Here is a 23262-nt window from a genome sequence, read left to right as displayed (position 1 = left end):
GCGTCCCATGCCGCTCTCGCTCCAGAGTTTCCCGACCGTTGGCGAAGCGCAGTCCGCGCTATCGGCCGGTGCGGCGCGCTACATGGGCGGCGGAACCCTCGTCGTCCGCGCCGCCAACGAGGGCGATCTGTCGTTCGAGACCTTCGTGCGTGCGACCGACCGGAGCCTGCGCGAGATCTCTGTCGCCGACGGCACGGCGACGCTCGGCGCTTCCGTCACCATGGCCGAGATCGCCCGCCACCCGGAACTGTCGACGATCGCCAGCGCCGCCCGCGCGGTCGGCGGGCCGGCGGTGCGGAACATGGCGACCGTGGGCGGCAATCTCTTCGCCCCGGCGCCCTACGGCGATTTTTCCGTGGCCCTGCTCGCGCTCGACGCGACGGTTCATACCGGCGGCCGCGAACTGCTGATCGAGGAGTTCCTAGCCGGCCGCGACGCGTTCGACGGCATCGTGACATCGGTCCGCTTCCAGCTCCCCGCTGCCGATGCGTTCCGCTTCGCAAAGGTCTCGCGCGTCAAGCCGAAGGGCATCTCGGTGCTCTCGATCGCCGCGGTCATCGAAGAGGCCGCGGACGGCACGGTGGGCGCCGCCCGCATCGCGCTCGGCTGCATGGGCGACCGGCCAATGCGCGCGACCGCGGCGGAGAAGGCGCTCGTCGGCAAGACGCTCACGGAAGACGGCATCGCCGACGCCGTCGCGGCCATCGGCGAGGGCACCGCGCCGCTTACCGATGCCGTCGCCAGCGCCTGGTATCGCGGCGAGGTTCTGCCCGTGCATTTCCGGCGGCTCATGCTCGCCTGACCCCGATATCCACCGAGCCGTTTCGCAAGGGAGGAGACGAATGGCAAAGAAGGTTCCGGTCCAGTTCACGCTCAACGGCGAGGAGCGGGCCGAATTCGTCGAGAGCGGCGCGACGCTGCTCAAGGCCCTGCGCGAGCGTCACGGAGACACCTCCCCCAAGGGCGGCTGCCATCAGGGCACATGCGGCGCCTGCTCGGTCATGGTCGACGGAGACCTGGTGCTCTCCTGCCTCACGCTTGCCGAGACCTGCGAAGGCCGCGACGTCTCGACCGCCGCCGGCCTGTCGCAGGACGGCGTCATGCACCCGTTGCAGCGCGCCTTCCTCGACGGATTCGCGGCGCAATGCGGCTTCTGCACGCCCGGTATGCTGATGGCGGCCAAGGCGCTGCTCGACGAAAACCCCAACCCCAGCCGCGAGGACGTGGTCGAGGCGATTTCAGGCAACATCTGCCGCTGCACCGGCTACGAGCCGATCATCCAGGCCGTGCTGTCGGCCGCCCGCGCCAATTCGCATGTGGCCGCATGAGGAACCGCCGATGATCCGCCTCGCCAAGGACTATTTCGCCGATCAGCGGCAGGACGACCTGAAGCAGCTCGGCCAGGGCCTGCAGCGCTCCGACGTGCCCGGCCACGTGACGGGCAAGACCGCCTATTTCGCCGACCGTTCCTACCCCGGCATGCTGCACTTGAAGATGGTCCGCAGCCCGCACCACCACGCCCGCATCCGCTCCATCGACACGTCCGAGGCGGAGAAACACCCGGGCGTGGCGAAGGTGCTGACGCACAAGGACGTGCCGCACAACGTCTACACGATCCTGATCCTGATCCAGATCGGCCCGGAGGACGAGCAGGTGCTCGCCGCCGACAAGGTGCGCTGGAAGGGCGAGGCCGTGGTCGCGGTGCTGGCCGACAGCGAGCGCGCGGCCAACGAGGCGGCGGCCAAGGTCAGGATAGACTACGAGGTGCTGCCCGCCGTCTTCGACATCGACGAGGCGCTGGCGCCCGGCGCACCGCTGGTCAACGAGTACCACGGCAACAACTACTACACCTACGACAGCGGCAGCCACCGCAAGGTGCGCTTCGGCGACGTCGAGAAGGGCTTTGCCGAGGCCGACCACATCCTCGAACAGACCTACTGGTCCTCGCCGATCGAGCACGCACCGACCGAGACCACCGGCTGCATCGTGGTGCCGGAGGGGAATGACCGCTTTACCTGCTACACCAACACGCAGGCGATGTTCTTCACGCTCGACAACACCTCGATCATCCTCCAGATGCCCGGCCACAAGCTGCATTTCGTCGGCGGCACGGTGGGCGGCGGCTTCGGCGGCAAGGTGGACGTGACGGTCGAGCCGATCGCCATTCTCGCCTCCAAGATGACGGGCAAGCCGGTCTCCTTCGTCTACAGCCGTGAGGAGGAGATGCAGGTCTCCTCCGCCCGCGCCGCCGAGAAGATCGTCATCAAGGACGGGATATCGAAGGACGGCCGCATCCTGGCGCGGAAAGTCACCGGCTACACCGATGCCGGCGCCTATTCGCGCCACTCGCCTTACGGCGCTCAGAAAGGCGCGGCGCACTATCCCGGCCCCTACACGGTGCCGAACGTCTGGATCGACACCTACTGCGTCTACACCAACCGCACCCCCTCCTCCGCCATGCGCGGCTTCGGCGTCACCATCGCAGATTTTGCGCTCGAGGTTCAGATGGACAAGCTGGCGCGGCTGATCGGCATGGACCCGCTCGAATTCCGCTTCCTCAACGCCTATCGCGACGGCGACATGAAGGCGCACCGCCAGCCGACGGAGGGGGCGGCGCTGATCGAATGCATGCAGGAAGCCTCGCGTGCCGCGAACTGGCCGGTCGCCGAAAAGTACCTGCAGATGTCGTCCTACGGGGAGAAGTGAGATGGCGATCCGGCGCGGCCGCGGCGTGGCGGCGGTCAACTATCCGACCGGCATGAACCTCGGCGGCGATCCCAGCCAGGCGCTGGTCCACTCGACGCCGACCGGCAACTTCATGGTGACGCTCTCCTCGGTCGATCTCGGCCAGGGCCTGAAGCAGGTGATGGCGCAGATCTGCGCCGAGACCATCGGCGTGTCGGCCGAGCAGGTGACCATCGACACCGCCGACACCGACACCGGCCCGCACTGCATGGGCACCTTCGCCTCGCGCGGCACACACCGCATCGGCAACGCCGTGATCCAGGCGGCCACGGAAGCGCGGCAGGTGATGCTGGAGGTGGCTGCCGAGGAACTGGAGGTCGACGCGTCCGACCTCGAACTCGACGGCGCCGGCGGGATCCACGTCAAGGGCGCGCCGCAGAAGTCGATCTCGATCTTCGACACCGCGCTCGCGGCCCACTTCAGGCACGGCCGCTCGATCTCCGGCCGCGGCATGTTTTTGATCCCGCGCTCCTATCCCGAGACCGAGACCGGCGCGATGAAGCCGTCGACCTGCTACGCCCACGCCTGCACGGTGGCGGAAGTGGACGTCGACGACGAGACGGGTGAAGTCACGGTGCTGACGGTGAAGAACGTGTTTGAGATCGGCCGGGCGCTCAACCCGAAAATGGTCGAGCAGCAGCTCGTCGGCGGCTCCTGGATGGGCATTTCGCATGCGCTCTACGAGACCACGGAGCCCTACTATCCCGCGCGCGACCATGGCGGCACCGACTTCAACCAGTACCTGATGCCCGGCCCCGGCGACCTCGCCGAGACCGAGATCATCGTTCTCGAACGCCCCTCCGCCGACGGCCCCTACGGCGCCAAAGGCCCCGGCGAGATGTGCGCCAACCCCCAGATCCCCGCCGTCGCCAACGCCATCTTCGACGCCGTCGGCGTGCGCGTCGATACACTGCCGATCACGCCCGAACGCATCCTGCGGGCGCTGAAGGAACAGCGGGCGGCGGTTTAGGAGCGATTTTGTTACAAGTTGTTTCCCTTTTGCGGCCCTCTGGGCGAGGTGGTCCCGCCCCCCTCTCCCTTGAGGGGGTCCGAAGGACGGGCGAGACAAGCGGCTCGCCCCGGCAGGGGTGGGGGTACTGCCGCGCGATTGCCTGCGAGGTTTGCTCCGACGACGTGCAGCCGATCCTGGCCGGTGCGCTGCCGACCCCCACCCCTAACCCCTCCCCTCAAGGGGGAGGGGGATTCGGCGGCGTCCGCGCCAGATGAGCCGCATCGAATCCATCGCTCCCTCCCCCGAAGCCGTCGCCGAAAGCCTGGCGGAGCAGCGCTACGTCGCCGACGAAGGCCTCGCCACCGCCATCTTCCTCGCCATACGCCTCGGCAAGCCGCTGCTTCTCGAAGGCGCGCCCGGTGTCGGCAAGACGGAAGCTGCCAAGGTGATCGCCCGCATGCTCGGGTCCGAGCTGGTCCGTCTCCAGTGCTACGAGGGCATCGACGCCGCGCATGCACTCTACGAATGGAACTACCAGCGCCAGCTTCTCGCCATCCGGCAGGCGGGCGAGCACGAGATCGACATCTACGACGACCGTTTCCTGATCGAACGGCCGCTGCTTAAGGTGCTGCGCAAGCCCGATGCGAGCGTGCTTCTGGTCGACGAGATCGACCGCAGCGACCACGAGTTCGAGGCGCTGTTGCTGGAATTCCTGTCGGACTTCCAGATCACCATCCCCGAGCGCGGCACGCTCGCCGCCGCCGCGCGTCCGGTCGTCATCCTCACCTCCAACCGCACCCGCGACCTGGCCGAGGCGCTGCGCCGGCGCTGCGTGTACCACTGGATCGGCTATCCCGACGCCGAGCGCGAGGCCCGCATCATCGCGCTCCGCGCCGGCGACGTCGCCGAGGCGACGGCCCGGGCCGTCGCGCGCGCGGTGCGCGACATTCGCGCCCGGCCGCTCGCCAAGCCGCCGGGCATCTCCGAGGCGATCGAATGGGCCAATGCCGCCACCGTACTGGAAAAAGGCGGCAGCCCTTGGCCCGAAGCCTTCCGCCGCGCCATCGGCGTACTCGTCAAGGACGAGGAAGACCTCGCCTATCTGGCGCCGGACTTCGACAAAATCGTCGAGGACGCACTGTCGTGAGCCAGCTTGCCCCAGCCGCCGATCACCTTCTCGGCTTCGCACGCCTGCTGCGCTCCGCCGGCTTCGCGGTCGCGCCGGAGCAGTCGATTGCCCTCCTGCGCGGCGTGACGCTGCTCGGCCCCCGCTCCATGGAGGATATCCGACAGGCGGCGCTGGCGACACTGGCGCCGCAGCCGGATCGTCGCGGCGATTTCGACGCCCTGTTCCGCGCCTGGTTCTGGGGCGACGCCGAACTCGCGGCGGAAGGCGACAGCGACGATGAAACCCGCGTCAAGGACGGCAACGCGGCCCCCGAGCAGGAGGCGGAGGAACCGCGGTCGGAGAAGGGCGGCGCCCTCTCCTCGGGCGCCGAGCGGTTGGGCGCGCGGCGTTTTGCCGGCAGGGGCTCCACGCTCGCCGCGTTTGGCCGGGCACTGCCCACTGCCCTGCCCGTGCGCCGCTCGCTACGCAGCGTGCGGACCCGCTCGCGCGGCGAACCGGACCTGCGGCGTTCGCTGCGAGCCATCGCGCGGACCGACGGCGACATCCCGAAGCCGCCGAAGCGCCGTCGCCCGCTCGTGCAGCGCAAGCTGCTTCTGCTGATCGACATCTCGGGGTCGATGAAGCAGCATACCGCGGACCATCTCGATCTCGCCCACACGATCGTGCGGCACGCCGAGCGCGCCGAAATTTTCACCATCGGCACCCGCCTCACCCGCATCACGCCGTCGCTCAAGGCTGCCGACCGCGACGCCGCGCTCGCGCGCGCCGCAGGCTTCGTCGAGGACTGGGACGGCGGCACGCGCATCGGGCCGGCGCTCGCCGCCTTCCTCGCCATCCCGCGCTTCGCTGCCTTCGCGCGCGGCGCGTCGGTCGTACTCCTGACCGACGGGCTGGAGCGCGGCGGTCATGCCGAGATGGAAATCGCGCTGCGCCGGCTCTCGACACGGGCGCACCGGCTGTCGCTCTGCACGCCGCTCGCCGCCGATCCGCGCTTCCGCCCCGAGACGGCGGCCCTCCGGGCCGTGCTGCCCTTCCTCGACGATCTGGTAGACGGATCCTCGCTCGAGGCCCTCACCCGTTTCATCCTCTCTTTGGCCCGGCCCGCGCCGGCGGCCGAGACGATCTGGCGAAAGGCGTCGTGATGCAGAACGTGATCGATTCGCACTTCCACATCTGGCGGCAGGCGGACCAGCCCTGGCTCGTCGGCGCGATGGTGCCGCGCATCTTCGGTCCCTACGAACCGATCCGCCGCGACTATCCGATGGAGGAATTTCTCGCCGACCGCGAAGGGCTCGGCGTTACCCGGGCCGTCTACGTGCAGACCAACTGGGCGAAGGAGGACTTCGAAAAGGAGGTCGCATTCGTCAGCGAGACCGCCGATCGCACCGGCTGGCCGCACGCCATCGTCGGCTATGCCGACATGACCGTGGACGACGTGCGCCCGCAACTCGAACGGCTGAGGAAATACCCCCTGCTGCGCGGCATCCGCATGCAGCTGCACTGGCACGAAAACAGCGCCTTCCGCTTCGCTGCGGACGCGCGACAGGTGATCGATCCGAAGGTGCGCGCGAATGTCGGGCGCCTGAAGGACTACGGCCTGTCCTTCGACCTGCAGCTCTTCCCCGGCCAGATGCGCCATGGGCTCGACCTCGTCGGCGAACACCCCGAGACCGATTTCATCCTCACCCATGTCGGCATGCTGACCGCAAGCGACGACCGTACGGTCGAGGAATGGAAGGAAGGGCTGCGGACGCTGGCGCAGGCGCCCAATCTCAGCGCAAAACTCTCCGGCCTCGGCACCTTCGTCCATGGCAACGACGCCGCGCTGATCTCCACGATCTACGACGCTTCGATGGAAATCTTTGGCAGCGAGCGGCTGATGTTCGGCTCAAACTTCCCGATCGAGAAACTCTGGACCAGCTACGCCGACCTGATGCAGGCGCATCGCGCCGCGGCGGAAAAATTCAGCGAGGCCGACCAGGCGAACCTGTTCCACGACACAGCGGCGCGCGTCTACCGGCTGGGATAGCCACGGGCGCCGCCGGCTGGCCGCCGGGGGCATCCTGCGCTGACGTCGGGACGTTTTTCGTCGTGCAGTGACGGGCGCGTCGCTCATCGTCGGCCCCGACCCGGCGCGCCGCGCGAGCTGACACGTGGACAAACCAGCGACTAATCCAGGTCGTTCCGCGCGCCAACCCCTTGATCCGGCTGCCGGCCCCCCGGCGCCGACCGCCGGTCTCGCAGATTCTTGTCCACGCACCCCGGCCATGCCGCATCATGCGCTCCGTCACGTCCGCCGGGCCTTGGGTGGCTGCCGGGCCGACCAGGGGGACGTGGCGGCGTGCGGGATTGGCCTCGTCCGGTTGGCGGGGTCGGGGATTGCCTCGGCAAGGCCCCACGGTCCCGGCCCCTCCGGTGCTGGCGACCCACGGCCTTTGGGCACAGGGTGAGTCAGAGGGGGGCAGCAGCGTCGGCGGTGCGCGTCTGCCGGGCATCGTTTTAGAAAAACAGCGCTGTCGGACCGTCCGCCAGCGCGCGCACCGCCTCCCTTGGGAGATGGGACCTCAAATGCCAGACGCATTCGCGGGCGTGGCGGCGATAAGTCGCGCCCGTAGCCCATCGGAGAGATCCGCCTACCCCGCGTTGGCGGCGAGCCACTTGCGCCACTGACCTTCCGAGCCGACGAAGACGTTCAAATCGATGCGCTCGTCCACCCCGTGCGACAGACCGGAGCCCGAATACTGCCAGAACACCCAGTCGCGGCCTGGATAGACCTTGGACGGATGCGCGGCGACCGAGCGCAGCCAGAAGGGATGGTTCGGGAATGCGCCTTTCAGGTTGTCGCGGTAGAAGTCGGGCGCGGTGTAGATGATGGGCCGCTGCCCGTAGTGCTTCTCCAGCCTGTCCATGAAGACCTGCATCTTCTCCAGCACCTGCTCGCGCGAGGGCCGCTTCTTGCATTCGGACAGGTGGTTCCATTCGACGTCGAGCACCGGCGGCAGGGCACCCTTGGTCTTCGGCACGTTGCGGATGAACCAGTCGGCCTGCGAGGATGCGGTGCGGCACCAGTAGAAGAAATGGTAGGCGCCGCGCGGCACGCCGGCCAGGGCGGCGGCATTCCAGTTGCGCCGGAACATCGGATCGAGATGGTCGCCGCCATCCGTGGCCTTGATCCAGACGAAGTTCGCCCCTTGCGTCCTCAGCTTCGGCCAGTCGATGTTGCCCTGCCAGCGCGAGACATCGACCCCGTGAACGGCGAGGTTGCGCGGCGAGGCCTTGCCGAAATTGATCGGGTGGGCGTCGCGGAAGCGCTGCGGATGAACCGTGCCGTCCAGCAGCGCCTTTGCCGCAGGGGACGGCTTGTCGGGCGCGACCAGCGCCGCCTCCACCACGGGCGCGGACGCCTCTCCACCGGTCCCGGCGGGTTCATCCTGGGACGCCGTTTCGTTCGCTTCGGCAACGGGAGCGTCGGGGCGGGAGATCGAATTCGTCACCTCCATCGAGGGACGCGGAACCAGGTCTTCGAGCCCGGCGCTTCTGGTGCAACCGGTCAGGATGGCGCTGGCAAGCAGGATCGTCGCTAGTCGAGACGTACGCATGAAAACCCCGGACTCAGGCACTGTTCGGGTGGACGCGGGCCGGACGCCGCACGCACTCTCCATCGAAGTGAACAGGAAATTACCAACAAAGACTGAATCCGAACGAAATTCGCGCGGTTCGCTCCTGCCGGACTCGAAAAGATGACCTCCCCCCGGGCCTCGCTGCCCCATTTCGATCAGCGATCTCTAAAATAATTAGGCCGACGTTAACCGATCCCTAGCTTCGACGAGACAGGATGCGCCCGACCTGAAACGAGGGCGCGGATGGCTGGCGAGAAATTCGGATCGAGGAACGACAGGCCGACCGGCGGAGTGTCCGGCAAATCGCGGCCCCGGCCCCGGCAGGCGCCTCCCAAGCGGGCTCCCTACAAGCCGGGAATGTCGCTGTCCTTCGGCTTCCTGGTCCTGGCCGTCATCCTCGCCGCCGCCGCGCTTCCATTTCTCGCCGGTGCTGCGCCGACGCCCGATCTGGTGGGCTATTTCGAGCCGGGCAAAGCGGAGCAGCCCTTGCGCGGCGACGTCGCGCTTCGGGGTCCGGACAGGGAGACCGCGCGCCTGCCTTCGGGTCACCTGATCGAGAAGCGGTTTTCGATCTGCGGATCAGCGGCCCGGATCGATTGCGTGGTCGACGGAGACACGTTCTGGATGGACGGGGTGAAGATCCGCATTGCAGACATCGACACGCCGGAGGTCAGCGGTCCTGCCTGCGCCTCCGAAAAGCGGCTGGCCGACGAGGCGACGCATCGCCTGCAGACCCTCCTCAACGACGGCCCCTTCGAACTGCGGCGCGCCGATCGCGACGAAGACCGCTACGGCCGCAAACTGCGGACGGTGCACCGCGACGGCCGCTCGATCGGCGAAATCCTCGTCGCCGATGGCCTCGCCCACGAATGGCGAGGCCGCAAGGAAAGCTGGTGCGGCTGAACCGCGAAGGGCGCTAGCCCGCGATTTCCATCACGGAAGTCGCCGGCCGCGGCAACTTGATCGCGCCGGCCGATGTCGTGATGTTGGCACGCGCCTTTGCCTCGTCCAACAGCGACCGGATGTCCTCGGCCTTGATACCGTCGCTTGCCATGAGTTTGCGGATGATGGGCTCGCTGAGCAGTTCGTCTATGGTCGTATTGCAGTGCATGTCGTCTCTCCCGGGCCGCCCCCGCCGAGGGGGACTTAGCCAATCCGCATGACCCGACGATGTCCGTTCGGTGACGGATTGATGCCGGAACCCGGCCGTAACGCGGCCGCCCCGGACTGGTTCCCCGGCATGGGCTTGCCCGCCCGTGGAATTCCTGAAATCTTGCCGCGCAAATCGCAGACCAGGAGGGACCGCCCATGAAGACACGCGCCGCCGTCGCCACAGCTGCCGGAAAACCGCTGGAGATCATGGAGGTGGACCTCGAAGGGCCGCGCGAAGGCGAGGTGCTGGTCGAGGTCAAGGCGACCGGGATCTGCCACACCGACGAATTCACCCTATCGGGTGCCGATCCCGAAGGCCTGTTTCCCGCAATCCTCGGCCACGAGGGCGCGGGCGTGGTCGTCGACGTCGGGCCGGGCGTCACCTCGGTGAAGAAGGGAGACCACGTCATCCCGCTCTACACGCCCGAATGCCGACAGTGCCCCTCCTGCCTGTCGCGCAAGACCAATCTTTGCACCGCCATCCGCTCCACCCAGGGCCAGGGGCTCATGCCCGACGGTTCCAGCCGCTTCTCGATCGGCGGCGAAAAGCTGTTCCACTACATGGGCTGCTCGACCTTCTCGAACTTCACCGTGCTGCCCGAGATCGCGGTGGCGAAGGTCAATCCCGACGCGCCCTTCGACACGATCTGCTACATCGGCTGCGGCGTCACCACCGGCATCGGCGCCGTCATCAACACCGCCAAGGTTGAGATCGGGTCGACGGCGGCCGTCTTCGGCCTCGGCGGCATCGGCCTCAACGTCATCCAGGGGCTGAGGCTCGCCGGCGCCGACATGATCATCGGCGTCGACATCAACGACGACAAGAAGGAATGGGGCGAGAAGTTCGGCATGACGCATTTCGTCAATCCGAAAAACTGCGAGAACGTCGTCGCCGAGATCGTCAACCTGACCAAGCGCGGGGCCGACCAGATCGGCGGCGCCGACTACACCTTCGACTGCACGGGCAACGTCAAGGTCATGCGGCAGGCGCTCGAATGCGCCCATCGCGGCTGGGGCGAATCGATCATCATCGGCGTCGCCGGCGCCGGACAGGAGATCGCGACGCGGCCGTTCCAGCTCGTCACCGGCCGCACCTGGAAAGGCACCGCCTTCGGCGGCGCGCGCGGACGAACCGACGTGCCGAAGATCGTCGACTGGTATATGGAGGGCAAGATCCAGATTGACCCGATGATCACCCACAAGCTTTCGCTCGACGAGATCAACAAGGGCTTCGACCTGATGCATGCGGGTGAATCGATTCGCAGCGTCGTGGTCTATTGATGCCCAGACAAGGAAAGGCACACGCATGAACACCTGGCTTCTGGAAGAACCCGGCAAGGGCGAAGAACCCAAGCAGCCCGGACCGATCGAGGCGCTCTTCTTCAAGAGCCGCAACGTGATCGTCACTGGCGAGATCAACGACAAGCTGGCGCAGCGGACGGTCACGCAACTGCTCGCGCTGGCCGAGGACAGCGACGCGCCGATCAACATGTTCATCTCCTCGCCCGGCGGACACGTCGAATCGGGCGACATGGTCCACGACATCATCAAGTTCATCCGCCCGACCGTGCGCACGATCGGCAGCGGCTGGGTGGCCAGCGCGGGCGCGCTGATCTTCGTCGGTGCCAAGCTCGAGAACCGCTACTGCCTGCCGAACACGCGCTTTCTTCTTCACGAACCGAGCGGCGGCGTGCGCGGCTCGGCGTCCGACATCGCCATCCAGGCCGAACAGGTCATCCGCATGCGCGAGCGCTTCGCCAAGCTCTTCGGCACCGCGACCGGCCAGCCGCCGGAAAAGATCATGAAGGATATCCATCGCGATTTCTGGCTCACCACCGAGGAAGCGCTCGCCTACGGTCTTCTGGGATCGGTGATCAACACGGTCGACGAGTTGAAGTAGCCGTCGGCCCGGTCCGGCCGTGCTTGAGGACCGCCACGCGGGTGGCGGTCCGGAGGAGAAGAATGCTGTTTCCCACCATCTGATGCATGAGGGCGAGAGCATCAGGAGCGTGGCGCTCCGCTGCCCCCCCGGCGGAACCCGCTCGCCGCACGAGCATTCCCCCGTGGACGCGGCCGTTCCGGCCGGATGTTCCCTGGAGCCACGATGAGACCATTCACTCTGTCCATTTTCGCCGGCGTTGTCGCGCTGTCACTCGCAGCCTGCAGCGACGAGAAAGCCGATGGAGCCGCCGTTCCTCCGACCGCCGATTCGCCGACGGCAGCGGAGCCGTCGCCCCCGGCCACCCCGGACGGAGGTGACGACGCGGCCGAACGGGATCGCGCGGTCAACCAGCTTCGAGACGGCGCGAAGTCGATCGCCGAGGGTGCTGGCACCTTGCTCAAGCAAGGCCGCGACGCAGCCGAACAGGCGATCGAGGATGCCGGTCCGGCAATCGACAAGGCCGGGGACTATGCCCGGGAACTCGGTCGCATCGCCAAAGGCGCTGCCGAGCGGGCAGCGGTGGAGCTTCGCGAAGCCGCCGATGACCTCAACCGCCGTATCGAGGAATCGAAGACTGAGACCGAACTCCCCGAAGGCGACCCGCAGGCGCGGCTGGCGGCAGCGGAGCTTCTCAGAGTCGACACCCTCTCCGCCGCCCGCGCCCGGCCAGCGGGCGTCGGCCCGGACTACGTGGGTGTATGGGCCGGCGATGCGACCCAGTGCAGCCGCATCGACCAGGAGCCGGTGGAACAGATGGCCGTCATCACGCCGACCACCATTCGCCGCTACGAGAGCCTGTGCAACATCGAAGAGGCGCCGCTCGCCGACGGCATCGTGACGCTTGCCGCTTCCTGCATCGCCGAAGGCGAAACGGAGGACCGTCAGATCCGGCTGTCGCTCACCGCTGCCGATCGGCTGGAAATCGGCTCGCCCGAGACCCCCGTGCAGGCGACGCTTGTCCGCTGTCATCTGGGCGGATAGGCGCCGTACCCTGTGCCGGCGCGCGCGTCGAAGCGTGCGGGCGCTCCGAACGACGATGTGATAGCGTACCCGCCTCCGCGCCGCCGGCCGGAATCGAGGGGGAACGACCGTGGATGGCATCAGCCTTCAGAACCCGCTGATGGAGACCTATGCGATTGCTGCCTGCCTGATGATCCTGAAGGCGGTATCGATGTCCTGGCTGACGGTCTGGCGCATGATCCGGGAGAAGGGCGGCTACCGCTCGCCCGAGGATCTGCGCAGGACCCGCCTCAACCCGAGTCCGGATCCCAGGCAGATCGAACCCAACGAGCGCGTCGAGCGCATCCGCCGCATCCACCAGAACGACCTCGAGAACATCCCCTTCTTCCTGGTCGCGGGGTTGCTCTTCGTCCTCGCGGAACCCCCGCTCTGGCTCGCCTGGCTGCTGCTCTACGGCTATGTCGCTTCGAGGCTCCTGCACTTCGTGGCCTATTTTACCGCCCAGACGCACGACATGCGCGCCAATCTCTGGACAGCCGGCTCGCTCATCCTGATCTTCATGACCTTGTGGGCTCTCGTCGCAGCCCTCGTGGCCTGAGACCTTCGCAATCAACCGACCCGAGGAAAAATGCTCTTCCCCACCACCATCGCCGGCAGTCTGCCGAAACCGCACTGGCTGGCCGAGACCGAAAAGCTCTGGCCGAAATGGCGCTTCGAAGGCGCCGAACTCGACCGGGCCAAGCGCGATGCCGCGCTCGTCTGGATCAAGGAGCAGGAGGACGCAGGCATCGACATCGTCTCGGATGGCGAGCAGTTCCGGCGCCACTTCGTGCACGGCTTCCTTGAGAGCGTGGAAGGCATCGACTGGGAGCTCATGACGCCCATGGGCATCCGCAACAACCGCTACGTCGCCGACGTGCCGACGGTGACGGGAGCCCTGCGGCGCACCCGGCCCGTGCACCGCGACGAAGCCGCCTTCTGCCGGTCGCACACCGGCCGCAAGCTGAAATGGACCCTGCCCGGCCCGATGACCATCTGCGACACGCTGGCCGATAAGCACTACGGCCGCCGCGCCGACATGGCGATGGCCTTCGCCGACATCCTCAACGAGGAGGCGCTGGAGCTGGAAGCGGCGGGCGTCGATGTCGTGCAGTTCGACGAGCCGGCCTTCAACGTCTTCATGGACGAGGTGAACGACTGGGGCATCGCCGCGCTGGAGCGCGCCGCCCGCGGCCTGAAATGCGCCACCGCCGTCCATATCTGCTACGGCTACGGCATCGAGGCGAACGTGAAGTGGAAGGAGACGCTGGGCAACGAATGGCGCCAGTACGAGGCGATCTTCCCCGCGCTCAACGCCTCCTCCATCCAGCAGGTGTCGCTGGAATGCGCGAATTCCCGCGTGCCGATCTCGCTGATCGAACTCCTGCCCGACAAGCAGTTGCTCGTCGGCGTCATCGACGTGGCGACGAGCCGGGTCGAGACACCGGACGAAGTGGCATCGACGATCTCCGAGGCGCTGAAGCACGCCGACGCGGAGCGCATCCAGCCCTGTACCAACTGCGGCCTGGCGCCGCTGTCGCGCGATGTCGCGGTGGGCAAACTGAAGGCCCTCGGCGAAGGCGCGGCGCTGGCGCGCAAGAACCTTGGCTGAGGTGGCGGACACGCGCCTGCCGCAGATCCTCGTCGATGCGGACGCCTGCCCGGTGAAGGACGAGGCCATAACGGTCGCGGAACGCCACGGGCTCGTCGTCATCTTCGTCTCCAACGGCGGCCTGCGCCCCTCGCGCGATCCGATGATCCGCAACGTCGTCGTGTCGAAGGGAGCGGACGCGGCCGACGACTGGATCGTCGAGAACGCTTTGCCCAACGACATCGCGGTGACGGCCGACGTGCCGCTGGCAGCACGCCTCGTCCCGGCCGGCGTCCACGTCATCGGCCCGACCGGACGGCCGTTCACGCCCGAATCCATCGGCATGGCGGTGGCCATGCGCGATCTGAAGCAGCATCTGAGGGAAACGGGCGAAGACCGCGGCTTCAACCGCAGCTTCGCCGCCCGCGACCGATCCGAATTCCTCAGCGCCCTGGACCGGACGGTGCGCCGGGCGCTGAATGCCGGTGGGCAGTCTTGATTGTCCGCCTCTGCCGAATGGCGAATGGCTCACGACCTGAACAAGGCCGCCCGCATCTGCGAATGTGAAGCGGATCACGCCATCCGCTTCCGCTCCATCATATCATCCCCGCCATGGCTCGTAGCTTCACGGAAGGATCGCATGGCAGCGCAGTTCATCGGGACCGTCTCCGTCATCTGGCTGGAGCAGCCGGGCGAGGATCGCGACATGAAGCTGACGAAGGCCTTCACCTTCGTCGACGCGGCCGGACTGAAATGGACCGTGAAGAAGGACGCCGTCATCAACGGCGCGTCGATCCCGCGAATATTCTGGACGACTTTCGGTCCACCCTTTGTCGGCGAGTACCGGCGGGCGTCGGTCGTCCACGACTACTTCTGCGACGTGCGGACGCGATCGGCCGAAGCGACCCACCACATGTTCTACGAGGCATGCGTGGCCGGCGGCGTCGGCGTGCTCAAGGCCAAGACCATGTACACCATGGTCAAGACTTTCGGGCCGAACTGGAAGACGCTCTCGAGCCCGCTGGCGATCAACGGCCTGGAGGTGCTTTCTAGGGGCCAGGAGGTGACGGTCTACCGGGCCATGGCCGACGACGAATTCGCCCGGCTCGAAAAATGGGTCGAGGAAAGCAACCCCTCCATCGAAGAGATCGACGCGGAGATCGAACGGCGGTCGCGCGAGATGCCGGTGCTCCCGCCGGAGGACGAACGGCCGGCGGCGGCGGTGATGTAAGCCCGGAACGCTTGCCGGGGCGCGTCGGAGCCCGCCGGCGGTTTGGCGATCCGGACCCTCCATGCTAAGGAAAATCCACTTTCCTCCGCCCCTTGGGCGATCCAGATACATTCACGAAGAGATCTCCGGCTTTCGCCGGGCAGCGCACCCATGAGCATCAAGACCGTTTCGACAGCAAAATCCCAAGGCGGCGTGCAGGGCGTCTACAGCCACGCGTCCGAAGCCTGCGGTTGCGACATGACATTCGCCGTCTTCGTCCCGCCGCAAGCCGTAAAGGGTCCCTGCCCCGTCTTGTGGTATCTCTCCGGCCTCACCTGCACCCATGCCAACGTGATGGACAAGGGCGAGTACCGGCGCATCGCGGCCGAACTCGGACTTATCGTGGTCTGTCCCGACACCAGCCCGCGCGGCGAGACAGTGCCGGACGACAAGGGCGACTGGCAGTTCGGCTCAGGCGCCGGCTTCTACCTCGATGCCACCGAGGCGCCCTACGACGCCAACTACCGCATGTATTCCTATATCATCGATGAACTGCCGCGCCTCGTGGCGGCGAACTTCCCCGCGGACATGAACCGCCAGTCGATCTTCGGCCATTCCATGGGCGGGCATGGCGCGCTCACCATCGCGCTCAGGAACCCGAAGCGCTTCAGGAGCTGCTCCGCCTTCGCGCCGATCGTGCATCCGTCCCAGGCCGACTGGTCGGCCAAGGCGTTCGAGCGCTATCTCGGCCCCAACCAGGCCGACTGGCGCCTCCACGACGCGTGCTCGCTGATCGAGGATGGCTACCGCTTTTCGGAATTCCTCGTCGACCAGGGCAAGGCCGACGGTTTCCTGGAAGACGGCCTCAAGCCGTGGCTGCTGGAGGAAGCCTGCCGCAAGGCCGGCATTCCGCTCAGGCTTCGCATGCAGGCCGGATACGACCACTCCTATTTCTTCATCTCGACGTTCATGGACGACCACCTGCGCTGGCATGGCGAACGCCTCGGCGTGCCCGAAGGCGACGTCACCTGACGTTCGTCGCGGCGACACGGAGGCCGAATACAGCTATCTATGACAAAAATGATCCGCAGCTGGAGGGAAACCGTTCCATGGCAGTCGTGACCTCGATCCACAACCGACTTCCCGATTCCGACACGTTCGGAGGCCGCCTCTCGCGCATCCGCGACGCGCAGGGAATGACCACCGCCGCACTGGCGCGCCGCGTCGGCGTGAGGCAGAAGACCATCGAGCAGTGGGAGAGTGATCGCTCGGAGCCCAGCGTCGAGAGACTGTCGCTGCTGGCTGGCATCCTCAACGTCAATCTGGTGTGGCTGCTGCACGGGGTCGGCGATGCGCCGGCCGACGAAATCGGCCCCGATCCGCTCGCCGCCATCACCGTGCAGCTGGAACGCCTGAAGCGCATGCACGAGGACACCGGTCGCATCATCGACCGGATCCAACGCGAAGTCACGCGCCTCGAAGAAGAGCGCTGAGGCCGGTCAGAACGACGTTCTGTCGCCGTTGTAAAGTTCACTAAGGGCGGCGGGCAGGAGAGCGGGCAGGTCCTCCGCGATCAGACCCGGGCCGAAGCGCGCTCCCGCCTCGGCGTGCAGCCAGACACCGGCCGCCGCCGCTTCAAAGGTCGGCATTCCCTGTGCCAGCAGACCCGCCACGATGCCCGCCAGCACGTCGCCCGAGCCCGCCGTCGCCAGGAACGGCGTCGCATTGACGTTGATCGCGGCGCGGCCGTCGGGAGCGGCGATCACGGTGTCGGGACCCTTGAGGATGACAACCGCATTTGCGCGCTCCGCTGCGCGGCGGGCGCGTTCCGGCTTGGAGACGCCCTGAGCATCGGCAAGATCGGGGAAGAGCCGGCGGAATTCACCTTCGTGCGGGGTCAGGACCGCCCTCTCCCGTCCGGTCTGCGCACCTATCGCCGCCAGCGCCTCGAACAGCCTGTCCGGAGCATCCGCGAACGACGTAATCGCGTCGGCGTCGAGGACCAGGCCGAACGGGCTTTCCGCGCCGAGGCCGGCCAGCGCCAGCAAGAATTCCACGCATCGCTCGCCCACGCCGAAACCCGGTCCGATCACGGCCGACGACATTTTCCTGTCCTTCGCGAAGTTGACCGCTTCCTCGGGTGTGTCGATCCACTTCAACATCACCGCCGTCAGGTGCATGGCGTTCACCTGAACCGCCTGCTTGGGCGAGAGGACCGTGACGGCGCCGGCGCCGGCCCGCGCGGCCGAAATCGCGGCAAGGCGGGCCGCGCCGCTCGCGGAGGGACCTCCGGAGAAGACCCCGACATGACCGCGCGCATATTTGTGCGAACCGCTGTGCGGCCAGGGAAAGGTTTCGCGCCAGAGTTCGGGCGTGTTGCGGAATGTTCGCGGCCCGATCTCGGAAAGCACGTCGGCCGGAATGCCGATGTCGGCGAGCACCGTGTCGCCGCACAGCGCGCGACCGGGATAGAGCAGATGTCCGGGCTTCAGGCGGAAGAAGGTGACGGTGACGCCGGCCCTGATCGCGGTGCCGAGCACGAGCCCGGATCCGCCGGAGAGACCGGAGGGGAGATCGACCGCCACGACACAGGCGCCCGAAGCGTTCGCCTTCTCGACGGCTTGCGCATAAGCCCCGCCGATCGCACGCGCCAGCCCGGCTCCGAACAGTGCATCGACGACGACGTCCGTCTCTTCCGGCGCGAACGCATCGAAGCCGAGCAGCGGCAGCCGCATGTCCGCGAGCGCGCCCGCCGCATCGCTCCCCGCCACCGGACGCCCTTCGCAATAAACGCGCGCATCCACGCCCGCCTGCGCCAGTAGCCGCGCCGCAGCGAAACCGTCGCCGCCATTGTTGCCCGGTCCCGCCAGGACGTGGACCGTTCGGGCCTGGGGATAGCGAGAAAGTACCTCGCGGGCGACCGCCGCTCCGGCGTTGCGCATCAGCGCCGGCCCGTCATGGGGTCCGCGCGCGATGGACAGCCGGTCGGCCTCCGACATTTCCGTCGGAGACAGGAGTTCAAAGCTCATCGAATACCCCGTCGAACGAGGCGCAGCGTAGACGGTTTGGGCGGCAGCGGGCAAACACTTCGTTCCTGCTCATGATGTTTGCGGCTTGCGTATTTTTTGGGCAAGCAGCATGGTGGTCTGGAAGCCATTCGGCTCGCCCGGTGTAACCCCCGTAAGCGTAGCGACGCAAAACCCGGAGTGATATCGCGGCGTCCCGTGAATCGCTGTCGCGCCCGTTCAACCACCCTCGTCTGGCATGCTTCGTGCTTGTGGGTCGGCGAAGCGGGTTCGATCGCCGCTCAATCCATCGGAGGCCCCCGTCTAATGAAAAAAATCGAAGCGATCATCAAGCCGTTCAAGCTTGACGAGGTGAAGGAAGCCCTTCAGGAAGTCGGATTGCAGGGGATCACGGTGACGGAAGCGAAGGGCTTCGGACGCCAGAAGGGCCATACCGAACTGTACCGGGGAGCCGAATACGTCGTGGACTTCCTGCCCAAGGTGAAGGTCGAGGTGGTGCTTGGCGACGAATCCGTCGAAGCCGCTCTGGAAGCGATACGCAAGGCGGCGCAGACTGGTCGGATCGGCGATGGCAAGATATTCGTATCCAACATCGAGGAAGTCGTCCGTATCCGTACGGGCGAAACCGGGATAGACGCTATCTGAGACGGAAGTCCGCTTTAAAAAAAACACCGTCAGACAAGGGATGAAAGATGACGACAGCAAACGACATCATGAAGCAGATCAAGGACAACGACGTTAAGTTCGTCGATCTGCGTTTCACCGATCCGAAGGGCAAGATGCAGCACGTGACCATGGACGTCGCGGCTGTCGACGAGGACATGTTCGCGGACGGCGTGATGTTCGACGGCTCCTCGATCGCGGGCTGGAAGGCGATCAACGAGTCCGACATGGTGCTGATGCCCGACACCGAGACGGCGCACATGGACCCCTTCTTCGCACAGTCCACCATGGCCGTCGTCTGCGACATCCTCGACCCGATCTCGGGCGAGTCCTACAACCGCGACCCGCGCGGAACCGCCAAGAAGGCGGAAGCCTACATGAAGTCCGAAGGCATCGGCGACACCGTCTATGTCGGTCCCGAGGCCGAGTTCTTCGTGTTCGACGACGTCAAGTACAAGGCCGACCCCTACAACACCGGCTTCAAGCTCGATTCGAGCGAACTGCCGTCGAACGACGACACCGACTACGAGACCGGCAATCTCGGCCACCGGCCGCGCGTCAAGGGCGGCTACTTCCCGGTTCCGCCGGTCGATTCGCTGCAGGACATGCGCTCCGAGATGCTGACCGTCATGGCCGAGATGGGTGTGGTGGTCGAAAAGCACCACCACGAGGTCGCGGCCGCCCAGCACGAACTCGGCATCAAGTTCGACACGCTCACGCGCAACGCCGACAAGATGCAGATCTACAAGTACGTCATCCACCAGGTCGCGAACGCATACGGCAAGACGGCCACCTTCATGCCGAAGCCGGTCTACGGCGACAACGGCTCGGGCATGCACGTGCACCAGTCGATCTGGAAGGGCGGCAAGCCGACCTTCGCGGGCAACGAGTACGCCGGCCTGTCGGAGAGCTGCCTGTTCTACATCGGCGGCATCATCAAGCACGCCAAGGCGATCAACGCCTTCACCAACCCGCTGACCAATTCCTACAAGCGCCTTGTGCCCGGCTTCGAGGCTCCGGTTCTGCTCGCCTACTCGGCGCGCAACCGCTCGGCCTCCTGCCGCATCCCGTTCGGCTCCTCGCCGAAGGCCAAGCGCGTCGAGGTCCGCTTCCCGGATCCCGGCGCGAACCCGTACCTCGGCTTCGCGGCGATGCTGATGGCCGGCCTCGACGGCATCAAGAACAAGATCCACCCCGGCCAGCCGATGGACAAGGATCTCTACGACCTGCCGCCGAAGGAACTGAAGAAGATCCCGACCGTGTGCGGCTCTCTGCGCGAGGCCCTGATGAGCCTCGACAAGGACCGCGGCTTCCTCAAGGCCGGCGGCGTCTTCGACGACGACCAGATCGACGCCTACATCGAACTCAAGATGCACGAGGTCATGCGCTTCGAAATGACCCCGCATCCGGTCGAGTTCGACATGTACTATTCGGTCTGACCGGACCGAGTTCGAGCGAACGGATGCGAGCCGGGGCATGTCCCCGGCTCGTTTCGTTGCAACCTGGGCATGTCTCCCGAGGTGGGTCGTAACTTTCGGACGCTTGACGGTTTGTAGTTCGAAAACTACTATCTTCCATGTTCGAGCTGAAGCAGACGGAGACGTTCAGGAAGTGGTGGACGCGCCTCAAGGATGAGCGTGCCCGCGGTCTGATCTTCGCACGGCTCGACCGACTGGCCTACGGACACGTAGGCGACGTCAAGCCGGTGGGTGGCGGCATAAGCGAGGTGCGCATCCACCACGGTCCCGGCTACCGCGTTTATCTCCAGCAGCGCGGCAGCACCCTCATTGTCCTCCTGTGTGGCGGCGACAAGAGCACACAGGCGAAGGACATCAGAACCGCCAAACGTCTGGCTGAAGAATGGAAGGAATGACGTGGCCGAGGTACTGACGACGTTCGACCCCGCCGAGGGACTGACCTCCGACGAGGCAATAGCGTCCTTCATGGCGGAGGCGTTCGCTTCCGAGGATGCCGGATATATCGCGCACGCGCTTGGCGTCGTGGCGCGCGCGAAGGGCATGACCCAGATCGCGAACGAGACGGGGCTTTCGCGCGAGCAGCTCTACCGGTCGTTCAGCGACAAAGGGAATCCTACCCTCAAGACAACCATCGCGGTGATGAAGGCGCTCGGCATCGAACTGACGGCCAGACCCGCGCATGCCCTGGCTGGCCCGAGCCGGGAAGGATGAGTATGGTCAGAAAGCCGATGAGTGCGCACTGCGGGAACTCGAGACCATGAAGATCGCGACCTGGAACATCAACGGCGTCAAGGCGCGCATCGACAATCTCCTCACCTGGCTGAAGGACAGCCAGCCCGACATCGTGTGCCTGCAGGAGATCAAGTCGGTCGACGAGAATTTTCCGCGGCTGGAGATCGAGGCGCTCGGCTATCATGTCGAGACGCACGGCCAGAAGGGCTTCAACGGCGTGGCCATCCTGTCGAAGCTGCGCTTCGACGAGGTCACCTGCCGGCTGCCGGGCAACGACGGCGACGACCATGCGCGCTTCATCGAAGGCGTGTTTTCGACGTCCGCCGGCGTGCTGCGGGTGGTGTCGCTCTATCTCCCGAACGGCAACCCGGTCGGCACCGAGAAATTCACCTACAAGCTCGGCTGGATGGAGCGCCTGGAGGCGTGGGCGAAAGACCGGCTCGCGCTCGAGGAACCGATCGTGCTTGCCGGCGACTACAACGTCATCCCCCAGCCGATCGACGCGAAAAACCCGGACGTCTGGGTGAACGACGCGCTCTACCAGCCGGAGAGCCGTTCCGCCTTCCGGCAACTTTCCTTGCTCGGCTTCACGGACAGCATCCGCGCCGTCACGGACGAGGCGCTCTACACGTTCTGGGACTATCAGGCGGGCGCCTGGCAGAAGAACAACGGTATCCGGATCGACCACCTGATGCTGTCGCCGGAAGCCGCCCGGCACCTCGACGCGGCGTCAGTGGAAAAGCACGTGCGGGCCTGGGAAAAGCCATCCGACCATGTCCCGGCTGTCGTGGAACTGGCCCTGGACGCGGCCTGAGAATGGCTTCTGGCGCTTGGACGCCGGAACGTGCTATGGTCATCCCATGAAGAGACTTGCGATCCTGTCATTGGCGATCGCCTGGGCTGGCTTCGCGCTTCCCGGACAAGCCTCGGCGGACGAATGCATGTGCATCGCCAACGGCCAGCGCTACACGCTGGGAGAGACGGTCTGCCTGAAGCTTTCCAGCGGTTCGTGGCTGGCGCGCTGCGGAAAAGTCCTCAACAACACCTCGTGGCAGAAGATCGGCGAGGGTTGCCCGATCTCGTCGATCAGCCTGCCTGAACGGCAGGCATCGCCGGCGAAACCGATGTCCGGTCCTCAAGACAAAAGCTGATCGCCGGCTCGGCTACTCCGCCGTGCCCTTCTGGAGGATGTCCTCGGCGAGTGCGATCGCCGTGCGCCGGTCGGACTCGCCCGCGAGCGAGAAGGCTTCCTCCTGCAACTCGCGGATCCAGATCTGGTCTCCCGCCGGAGCGCGTTCCAGCGCTGCGGTCATCATGGCGAGGCCCTTGACCACCTTGCCGCTCTGGAACAGGAGATTGCCGAGCGTCGCCTGCGCGCCGGCATGGCCCTTTTCGGCCGCGAGTTGCAGCCAGCGGCCGGCCTGCTTGACGCTCGCCTTCACGCCTTCGCCGGTCAGGAACATCCTGCCGATCTCGTACTGGGCGTTCGGGTTGCGGTAGGTGGCGGCCGCGCGCATGTAGTAGTCCTGCGCGGCGATGGGGTTGGCCTTCACCGGCGAGCCGGGAATGCCCTTGCGCAGGTAGCCGGCGACGGCGACAAGCGCGTCGGAGACATAAGTCTCCTCCAGGCTGCCCGGTTCGACGTCCTGCTGGACGATCTCGCTGAAGGCCTTGAACGCTTCGTAGTCGTCGCGGCGGATGCCGTCGCCCTCGGCATACATGCGCGCCAGCTTCCAGCGCGCACCGAGCTGTCCGTTCTCGGCGGCGTAGCGGTAGGCTTCGATCGCCTCCTGCTTGTGCCCCTGCTTGTAAGCGAAGAACCCGTTGCGGAAGACCGCCCAGGGGCTGGTTTCCCTCTCCCGCATGGTGTTCGGGTCGAGCGCATGGGCGCTCTGGGCTACCGAGAGGCAGCTTCCGAATGCAACACAGACCAGGACCTTGCGGGTCCACTCAGACATGGACATGGCCGTCAAATTTTCTCTCGCCCGGCCGATGATCCCGCAAGCGCGAAAGATGCGACGCG

General features: G+C 66.3%; 27 protein-coding genes. 23 read left to right on the top strand and 4 right to left on the bottom strand.

Annotation, left to right across the window (positions count from 1 at the left end):
* Positions 1-7: 7 nt before the first annotated feature.
* The 7 genes from BSQ44_RS11570 (at position 8) to BSQ44_RS11540 (ending at position 6855) form a co-directional block, all read left to right on the top strand.
* Positions 8-802, top strand: a complete 795-nt coding sequence (locus BSQ44_RS11570; RefSeq protein WP_072604201.1) for an FAD binding domain-containing protein — start codon at positions 8-10, stop codon at positions 800-802.
* A gap of 40 nt (positions 803-842) precedes the next feature.
* On the top strand, positions 843-1328 hold the full coding sequence (locus tag BSQ44_RS11565; RefSeq protein WP_072604198.1) for a (2Fe-2S)-binding protein: 486 nt from the start codon (positions 843-845) through the stop codon (positions 1326-1328).
* A gap of 10 nt (positions 1329-1338) precedes the next feature.
* Positions 1339-2706 (top strand): xanthine dehydrogenase family protein molybdopterin-binding subunit, encoded by a 1368-nt coding sequence (locus BSQ44_RS27730; protein WP_250637824.1) that lies wholly within the window; start codon positions 1339-1341, stop codon positions 2704-2706.
* Between the two features lies 1 nt (position 2707).
* Positions 2708-3715, top strand: a complete 1008-nt coding sequence (locus BSQ44_RS27725; protein ID WP_072604196.1) for a xanthine dehydrogenase family protein molybdopterin-binding subunit — start codon at positions 2708-2710, stop codon at positions 3713-3715.
* Positions 3716-3968: 253 nt separating this feature from the next.
* Positions 3969-4844: an AAA family ATPase gene (locus tag BSQ44_RS11550; RefSeq protein ID WP_072604194.1), complete on the top strand. Its 876-nt coding sequence runs from the start codon at positions 3969-3971 to the stop codon at positions 4842-4844.
* Positions 4841-5968, top strand: a complete 1128-nt coding sequence (locus tag BSQ44_RS11545) for a vWA domain-containing protein (RefSeq protein WP_072604191.1) — start codon at positions 4841-4843, stop codon at positions 5966-5968. The genes BSQ44_RS11550 and BSQ44_RS11545 overlap by 4 nt, the downstream gene beginning before the upstream one ends.
* Complete coding sequence (locus BSQ44_RS11540) at positions 5968-6855, top strand: amidohydrolase family protein (RefSeq protein WP_072604188.1); 888 nt, start codon at positions 5968-5970, stop codon at positions 6853-6855. Before BSQ44_RS11545 ends, BSQ44_RS11540 begins: the two co-directional genes overlap by 1 nt.
* A 604-nt stretch (positions 6856-7459) precedes the next feature.
* Here BSQ44_RS11540 and BSQ44_RS11535 read toward each other — a convergent pair.
* Positions 7460-8425 (bottom strand): glycoside hydrolase family 25 protein, encoded by a 966-nt coding sequence (locus BSQ44_RS11535; RefSeq protein WP_072604186.1) that lies wholly within the window; start codon positions 8423-8425, stop codon positions 7460-7462.
* Positions 8426-8689: 264 nt separating this feature from the next.
* Between BSQ44_RS11535 and BSQ44_RS11530 the strand changes: the two genes are divergently transcribed.
* Positions 8690-9349, top strand: a complete 660-nt coding sequence (locus tag BSQ44_RS11530; RefSeq protein ID WP_072604183.1) for a thermonuclease family protein — start codon at positions 8690-8692, stop codon at positions 9347-9349.
* A gap of 13 nt (positions 9350-9362) precedes the next feature.
* Here BSQ44_RS11530 and BSQ44_RS11525 read toward each other — a convergent pair whose 3' ends face one another.
* Complete coding sequence (locus tag BSQ44_RS11525) at positions 9363-9557, bottom strand: hypothetical protein (RefSeq protein WP_072604180.1); 195 nt, start codon at positions 9555-9557, stop codon at positions 9363-9365.
* A 197-nt stretch (positions 9558-9754) separates the two neighbouring features.
* Here BSQ44_RS11525 and BSQ44_RS11520 point away from each other — a divergent pair, with 197 nt between their 5' ends.
* The 9 genes from BSQ44_RS11520 to BSQ44_RS11480 all read left to right on the top strand — a co-directional run bounded on the left by BSQ44_RS11520 (position 9755) and on the right by BSQ44_RS11480 (position 16833).
* Positions 9755-10879: an S-(hydroxymethyl)glutathione dehydrogenase/class III alcohol dehydrogenase gene (locus BSQ44_RS11520; protein ID WP_072604177.1), complete on the top strand. Its 1125-nt coding sequence runs from the start codon at positions 9755-9757 to the stop codon at positions 10877-10879.
* A gap of 25 nt (positions 10880-10904) precedes the next feature.
* Complete coding sequence (locus BSQ44_RS11515) at positions 10905-11498, top strand: ATP-dependent Clp protease proteolytic subunit (protein ID WP_083534707.1); 594 nt, start codon at positions 10905-10907, stop codon at positions 11496-11498.
* A gap of 204 nt (positions 11499-11702) precedes the next feature.
* A complete protein-coding gene (locus tag BSQ44_RS11510; RefSeq protein WP_072604174.1) occupies positions 11703-12521 on the top strand; it encodes a hypothetical protein in 819 nt (272 codons plus the stop codon).
* Between the two features lie 109 nt (positions 12522-12630).
* On the top strand, positions 12631-13098 hold the full coding sequence (locus tag BSQ44_RS11505) for an MAPEG family protein (protein ID WP_072604172.1): 468 nt from the start codon (positions 12631-12633) through the stop codon (positions 13096-13098).
* Between the two features lie 30 nt (positions 13099-13128).
* Entirely contained in the window at positions 13129-14151 is a 1023-nt protein-coding gene (locus tag BSQ44_RS11500) for a methionine synthase (RefSeq protein WP_072604170.1), read from the top strand.
* 16 nt (positions 14152-14167) lie between these two features.
* Positions 14168-14629: a YaiI/YqxD family protein gene (locus BSQ44_RS11495; RefSeq protein WP_072608012.1), complete on the top strand. Its 462-nt coding sequence runs from the start codon at positions 14168-14170 to the stop codon at positions 14627-14629.
* A 141-nt stretch (positions 14630-14770) separates the two neighbouring features.
* The gene (locus BSQ44_RS11490; RefSeq protein WP_072604168.1) at positions 14771-15361 is read left to right on the top strand and encodes a DUF1353 domain-containing protein; all 591 of its coding nucleotides are present in this window, start codon (positions 14771-14773) and stop codon (positions 15359-15361) included.
* Positions 15362-15511: 150 nt separating this feature from the next.
* Positions 15512-16372 carry an S-formylglutathione hydrolase gene (gene fghA, locus BSQ44_RS11485; protein WP_072604166.1) on the top strand — a complete coding sequence of 287 codons (861 nt, stop codon included), beginning with the start codon at positions 15512-15514 and terminating at the stop codon, positions 16370-16372.
* Positions 16373-16449: 77 nt separating this feature from the next.
* Positions 16450-16833 carry a helix-turn-helix domain-containing protein gene (locus BSQ44_RS11480; RefSeq protein ID WP_072604164.1) on the top strand — a complete coding sequence of 128 codons (384 nt, stop codon included), beginning with the start codon at positions 16450-16452 and terminating at the stop codon, positions 16831-16833.
* 6 nt (positions 16834-16839) lie between these two features.
* On the opposite strand, the gene BSQ44_RS11475 is transcribed toward BSQ44_RS11480, so the two are convergent.
* A complete protein-coding gene (locus BSQ44_RS11475) occupies positions 16840-18369 on the bottom strand; it encodes a bifunctional ADP-dependent NAD(P)H-hydrate dehydratase/NAD(P)H-hydrate epimerase (protein ID WP_072604161.1) in 1530 nt (509 codons plus the stop codon).
* 303 nt (positions 18370-18672) lie between these two features.
* On the opposite strand from BSQ44_RS11475, the gene BSQ44_RS11470 reads away from it, so the two are divergent.
* The 6 genes from BSQ44_RS11470 (at position 18673) to BSQ44_RS11445 (ending at position 22390) form a co-directional block, all read left to right on the top strand.
* Positions 18673-19011: a P-II family nitrogen regulator gene (locus BSQ44_RS11470; protein WP_072604158.1), complete on the top strand. Its 339-nt coding sequence runs from the start codon at positions 18673-18675 to the stop codon at positions 19009-19011.
* A 47-nt stretch (positions 19012-19058) separates the two neighbouring features.
* Positions 19059-20468, top strand: coding sequence for a type I glutamate--ammonia ligase (glnA, locus tag BSQ44_RS11465; protein WP_072604156.1), 1410 nt, complete (start codon positions 19059-19061; stop codon positions 20466-20468).
* Positions 20469-20605: 137 nt separating this feature from the next.
* Positions 20606-20902, top strand: coding sequence for a type II toxin-antitoxin system RelE/ParE family toxin (locus BSQ44_RS11460; RefSeq protein WP_072604154.1), 297 nt, complete (start codon positions 20606-20608; stop codon positions 20900-20902).
* 1 nt (position 20903) lies between these two features.
* Positions 20904-21218, top strand: coding sequence for an addiction module antidote protein (locus BSQ44_RS11455; RefSeq protein ID WP_072604152.1), 315 nt, complete (start codon positions 20904-20906; stop codon positions 21216-21218).
* 46 nt (positions 21219-21264) lie between these two features.
* Entirely contained in the window at positions 21265-22053 is a 789-nt protein-coding gene (xth, locus tag BSQ44_RS11450) for an exodeoxyribonuclease III (RefSeq protein ID WP_072604150.1), read from the top strand.
* Between the two features lie 46 nt (positions 22054-22099).
* On the top strand, positions 22100-22390 hold the full coding sequence (locus tag BSQ44_RS11445) for a hypothetical protein (protein WP_072608011.1): 291 nt from the start codon (positions 22100-22102) through the stop codon (positions 22388-22390).
* 12 nt (positions 22391-22402) lie between these two features.
* On the opposite strand, the gene BSQ44_RS11440 is transcribed toward BSQ44_RS11445, so the two are convergent.
* Positions 22403-23203, bottom strand: coding sequence for a tetratricopeptide repeat protein (locus tag BSQ44_RS11440; RefSeq protein ID WP_072608010.1), 801 nt, complete (start codon positions 23201-23203; stop codon positions 22403-22405).
* Between the last annotated feature and the right edge of the window lie 59 nt (positions 23204-23262).

Source organism: Aquibium oceanicum, assembly GCF_001889605.1.
Lineage (GTDB): Bacteria > Pseudomonadota > Alphaproteobacteria > Rhizobiales > Rhizobiaceae > Aquibium > Aquibium oceanicum.
Note: the sequence above shows the minus strand (reverse complement) of the source record. Positions and strands in the feature narration are given on the sequence as shown.

Bases quoted from the DNA above. Each gene is read 5' to 3' on its own strand.
- BSQ44_RS11570 (WP_072604201.1), top strand. From the start codon at position 8: ATGCCGCTCTCGCTCCAGAGTTTCCCGACCGTTGGCGAAGCGCAGTCC.
- BSQ44_RS11565 (WP_072604198.1), top strand. From the start codon at position 843: ATGGCAAAGAAGGTTCCGGTCCAGTTCACGCTCAACGGCGAGGAGCGG.
- BSQ44_RS27730 (WP_250637824.1), top strand. From the start codon at position 1,339: ATGATCCGCCTCGCCAAGGACTATTTCGCCGATCAGCGGCAGGACGAC.
- BSQ44_RS27725 (WP_072604196.1), top strand. From the start codon at position 2,708: ATGGCGATCCGGCGCGGCCGCGGCGTGGCGGCGGTCAACTATCCGACC.
- BSQ44_RS11550 (WP_072604194.1), top strand. From the start codon at position 3,969: ATGAGCCGCATCGAATCCATCGCTCCCTCCCCCGAAGCCGTCGCCGAA.
- BSQ44_RS11540 (WP_072604188.1), top strand. From the start codon at position 5,968: ATGCAGAACGTGATCGATTCGCACTTCCACATCTGGCGGCAGGCGGAC.
- BSQ44_RS11535 (WP_072604186.1), bottom strand. From the start codon at position 8,425: ATGCGTACGTCTCGACTAGCGACGATCCTGCTTGCCAGCGCCATCCTG.
- BSQ44_RS11530 (WP_072604183.1), top strand. From the start codon at position 8,690: ATGGCTGGCGAGAAATTCGGATCGAGGAACGACAGGCCGACCGGCGGA.
- BSQ44_RS11525 (WP_072604180.1), bottom strand. From the start codon at position 9,557: ATGCACTGCAATACGACCATAGACGAACTGCTCAGCGAGCCCATCATC.
- BSQ44_RS11520 (WP_072604177.1), top strand. From the start codon at position 9,755: ATGAAGACACGCGCCGCCGTCGCCACAGCTGCCGGAAAACCGCTGGAG.
- BSQ44_RS11515 (WP_083534707.1), top strand. From the start codon at position 10,905: ATGAACACCTGGCTTCTGGAAGAACCCGGCAAGGGCGAAGAACCCAAG.
- BSQ44_RS11510 (WP_072604174.1), top strand. From the start codon at position 11,703: ATGAGACCATTCACTCTGTCCATTTTCGCCGGCGTTGTCGCGCTGTCA.
- BSQ44_RS11500 (WP_072604170.1), top strand. From the start codon at position 13,129: ATGCTCTTCCCCACCACCATCGCCGGCAGTCTGCCGAAACCGCACTGG.
- BSQ44_RS11490 (WP_072604168.1), top strand. From the start codon at position 14,771: ATGGCAGCGCAGTTCATCGGGACCGTCTCCGTCATCTGGCTGGAGCAG.
- fghA (WP_072604166.1), top strand. From the start codon at position 15,512: ATGAGCATCAAGACCGTTTCGACAGCAAAATCCCAAGGCGGCGTGCAG.
- BSQ44_RS11480 (WP_072604164.1), top strand. From the start codon at position 16,450: ATGGCAGTCGTGACCTCGATCCACAACCGACTTCCCGATTCCGACACG.
- BSQ44_RS11475 (WP_072604161.1), bottom strand. From the start codon at position 18,369: ATGAGCTTTGAACTCCTGTCTCCGACGGAAATGTCGGAGGCCGACCGG.
- BSQ44_RS11470 (WP_072604158.1), top strand. From the start codon at position 18,673: ATGAAAAAAATCGAAGCGATCATCAAGCCGTTCAAGCTTGACGAGGTG.
- glnA (WP_072604156.1), top strand. From the start codon at position 19,059: ATGACGACAGCAAACGACATCATGAAGCAGATCAAGGACAACGACGTT.
- BSQ44_RS11460 (WP_072604154.1), top strand. From the start codon at position 20,606: ATGTTCGAGCTGAAGCAGACGGAGACGTTCAGGAAGTGGTGGACGCGC.
- xth (WP_072604150.1), top strand. From the start codon at position 21,265: ATGAAGATCGCGACCTGGAACATCAACGGCGTCAAGGCGCGCATCGAC.
- BSQ44_RS11445 (WP_072608011.1), top strand. From the start codon at position 22,100: ATGAAGAGACTTGCGATCCTGTCATTGGCGATCGCCTGGGCTGGCTTC.
- BSQ44_RS11440 (WP_072608010.1), bottom strand. From the start codon at position 23,203: ATGTCCATGTCTGAGTGGACCCGCAAGGTCCTGGTCTGTGTTGCATTC.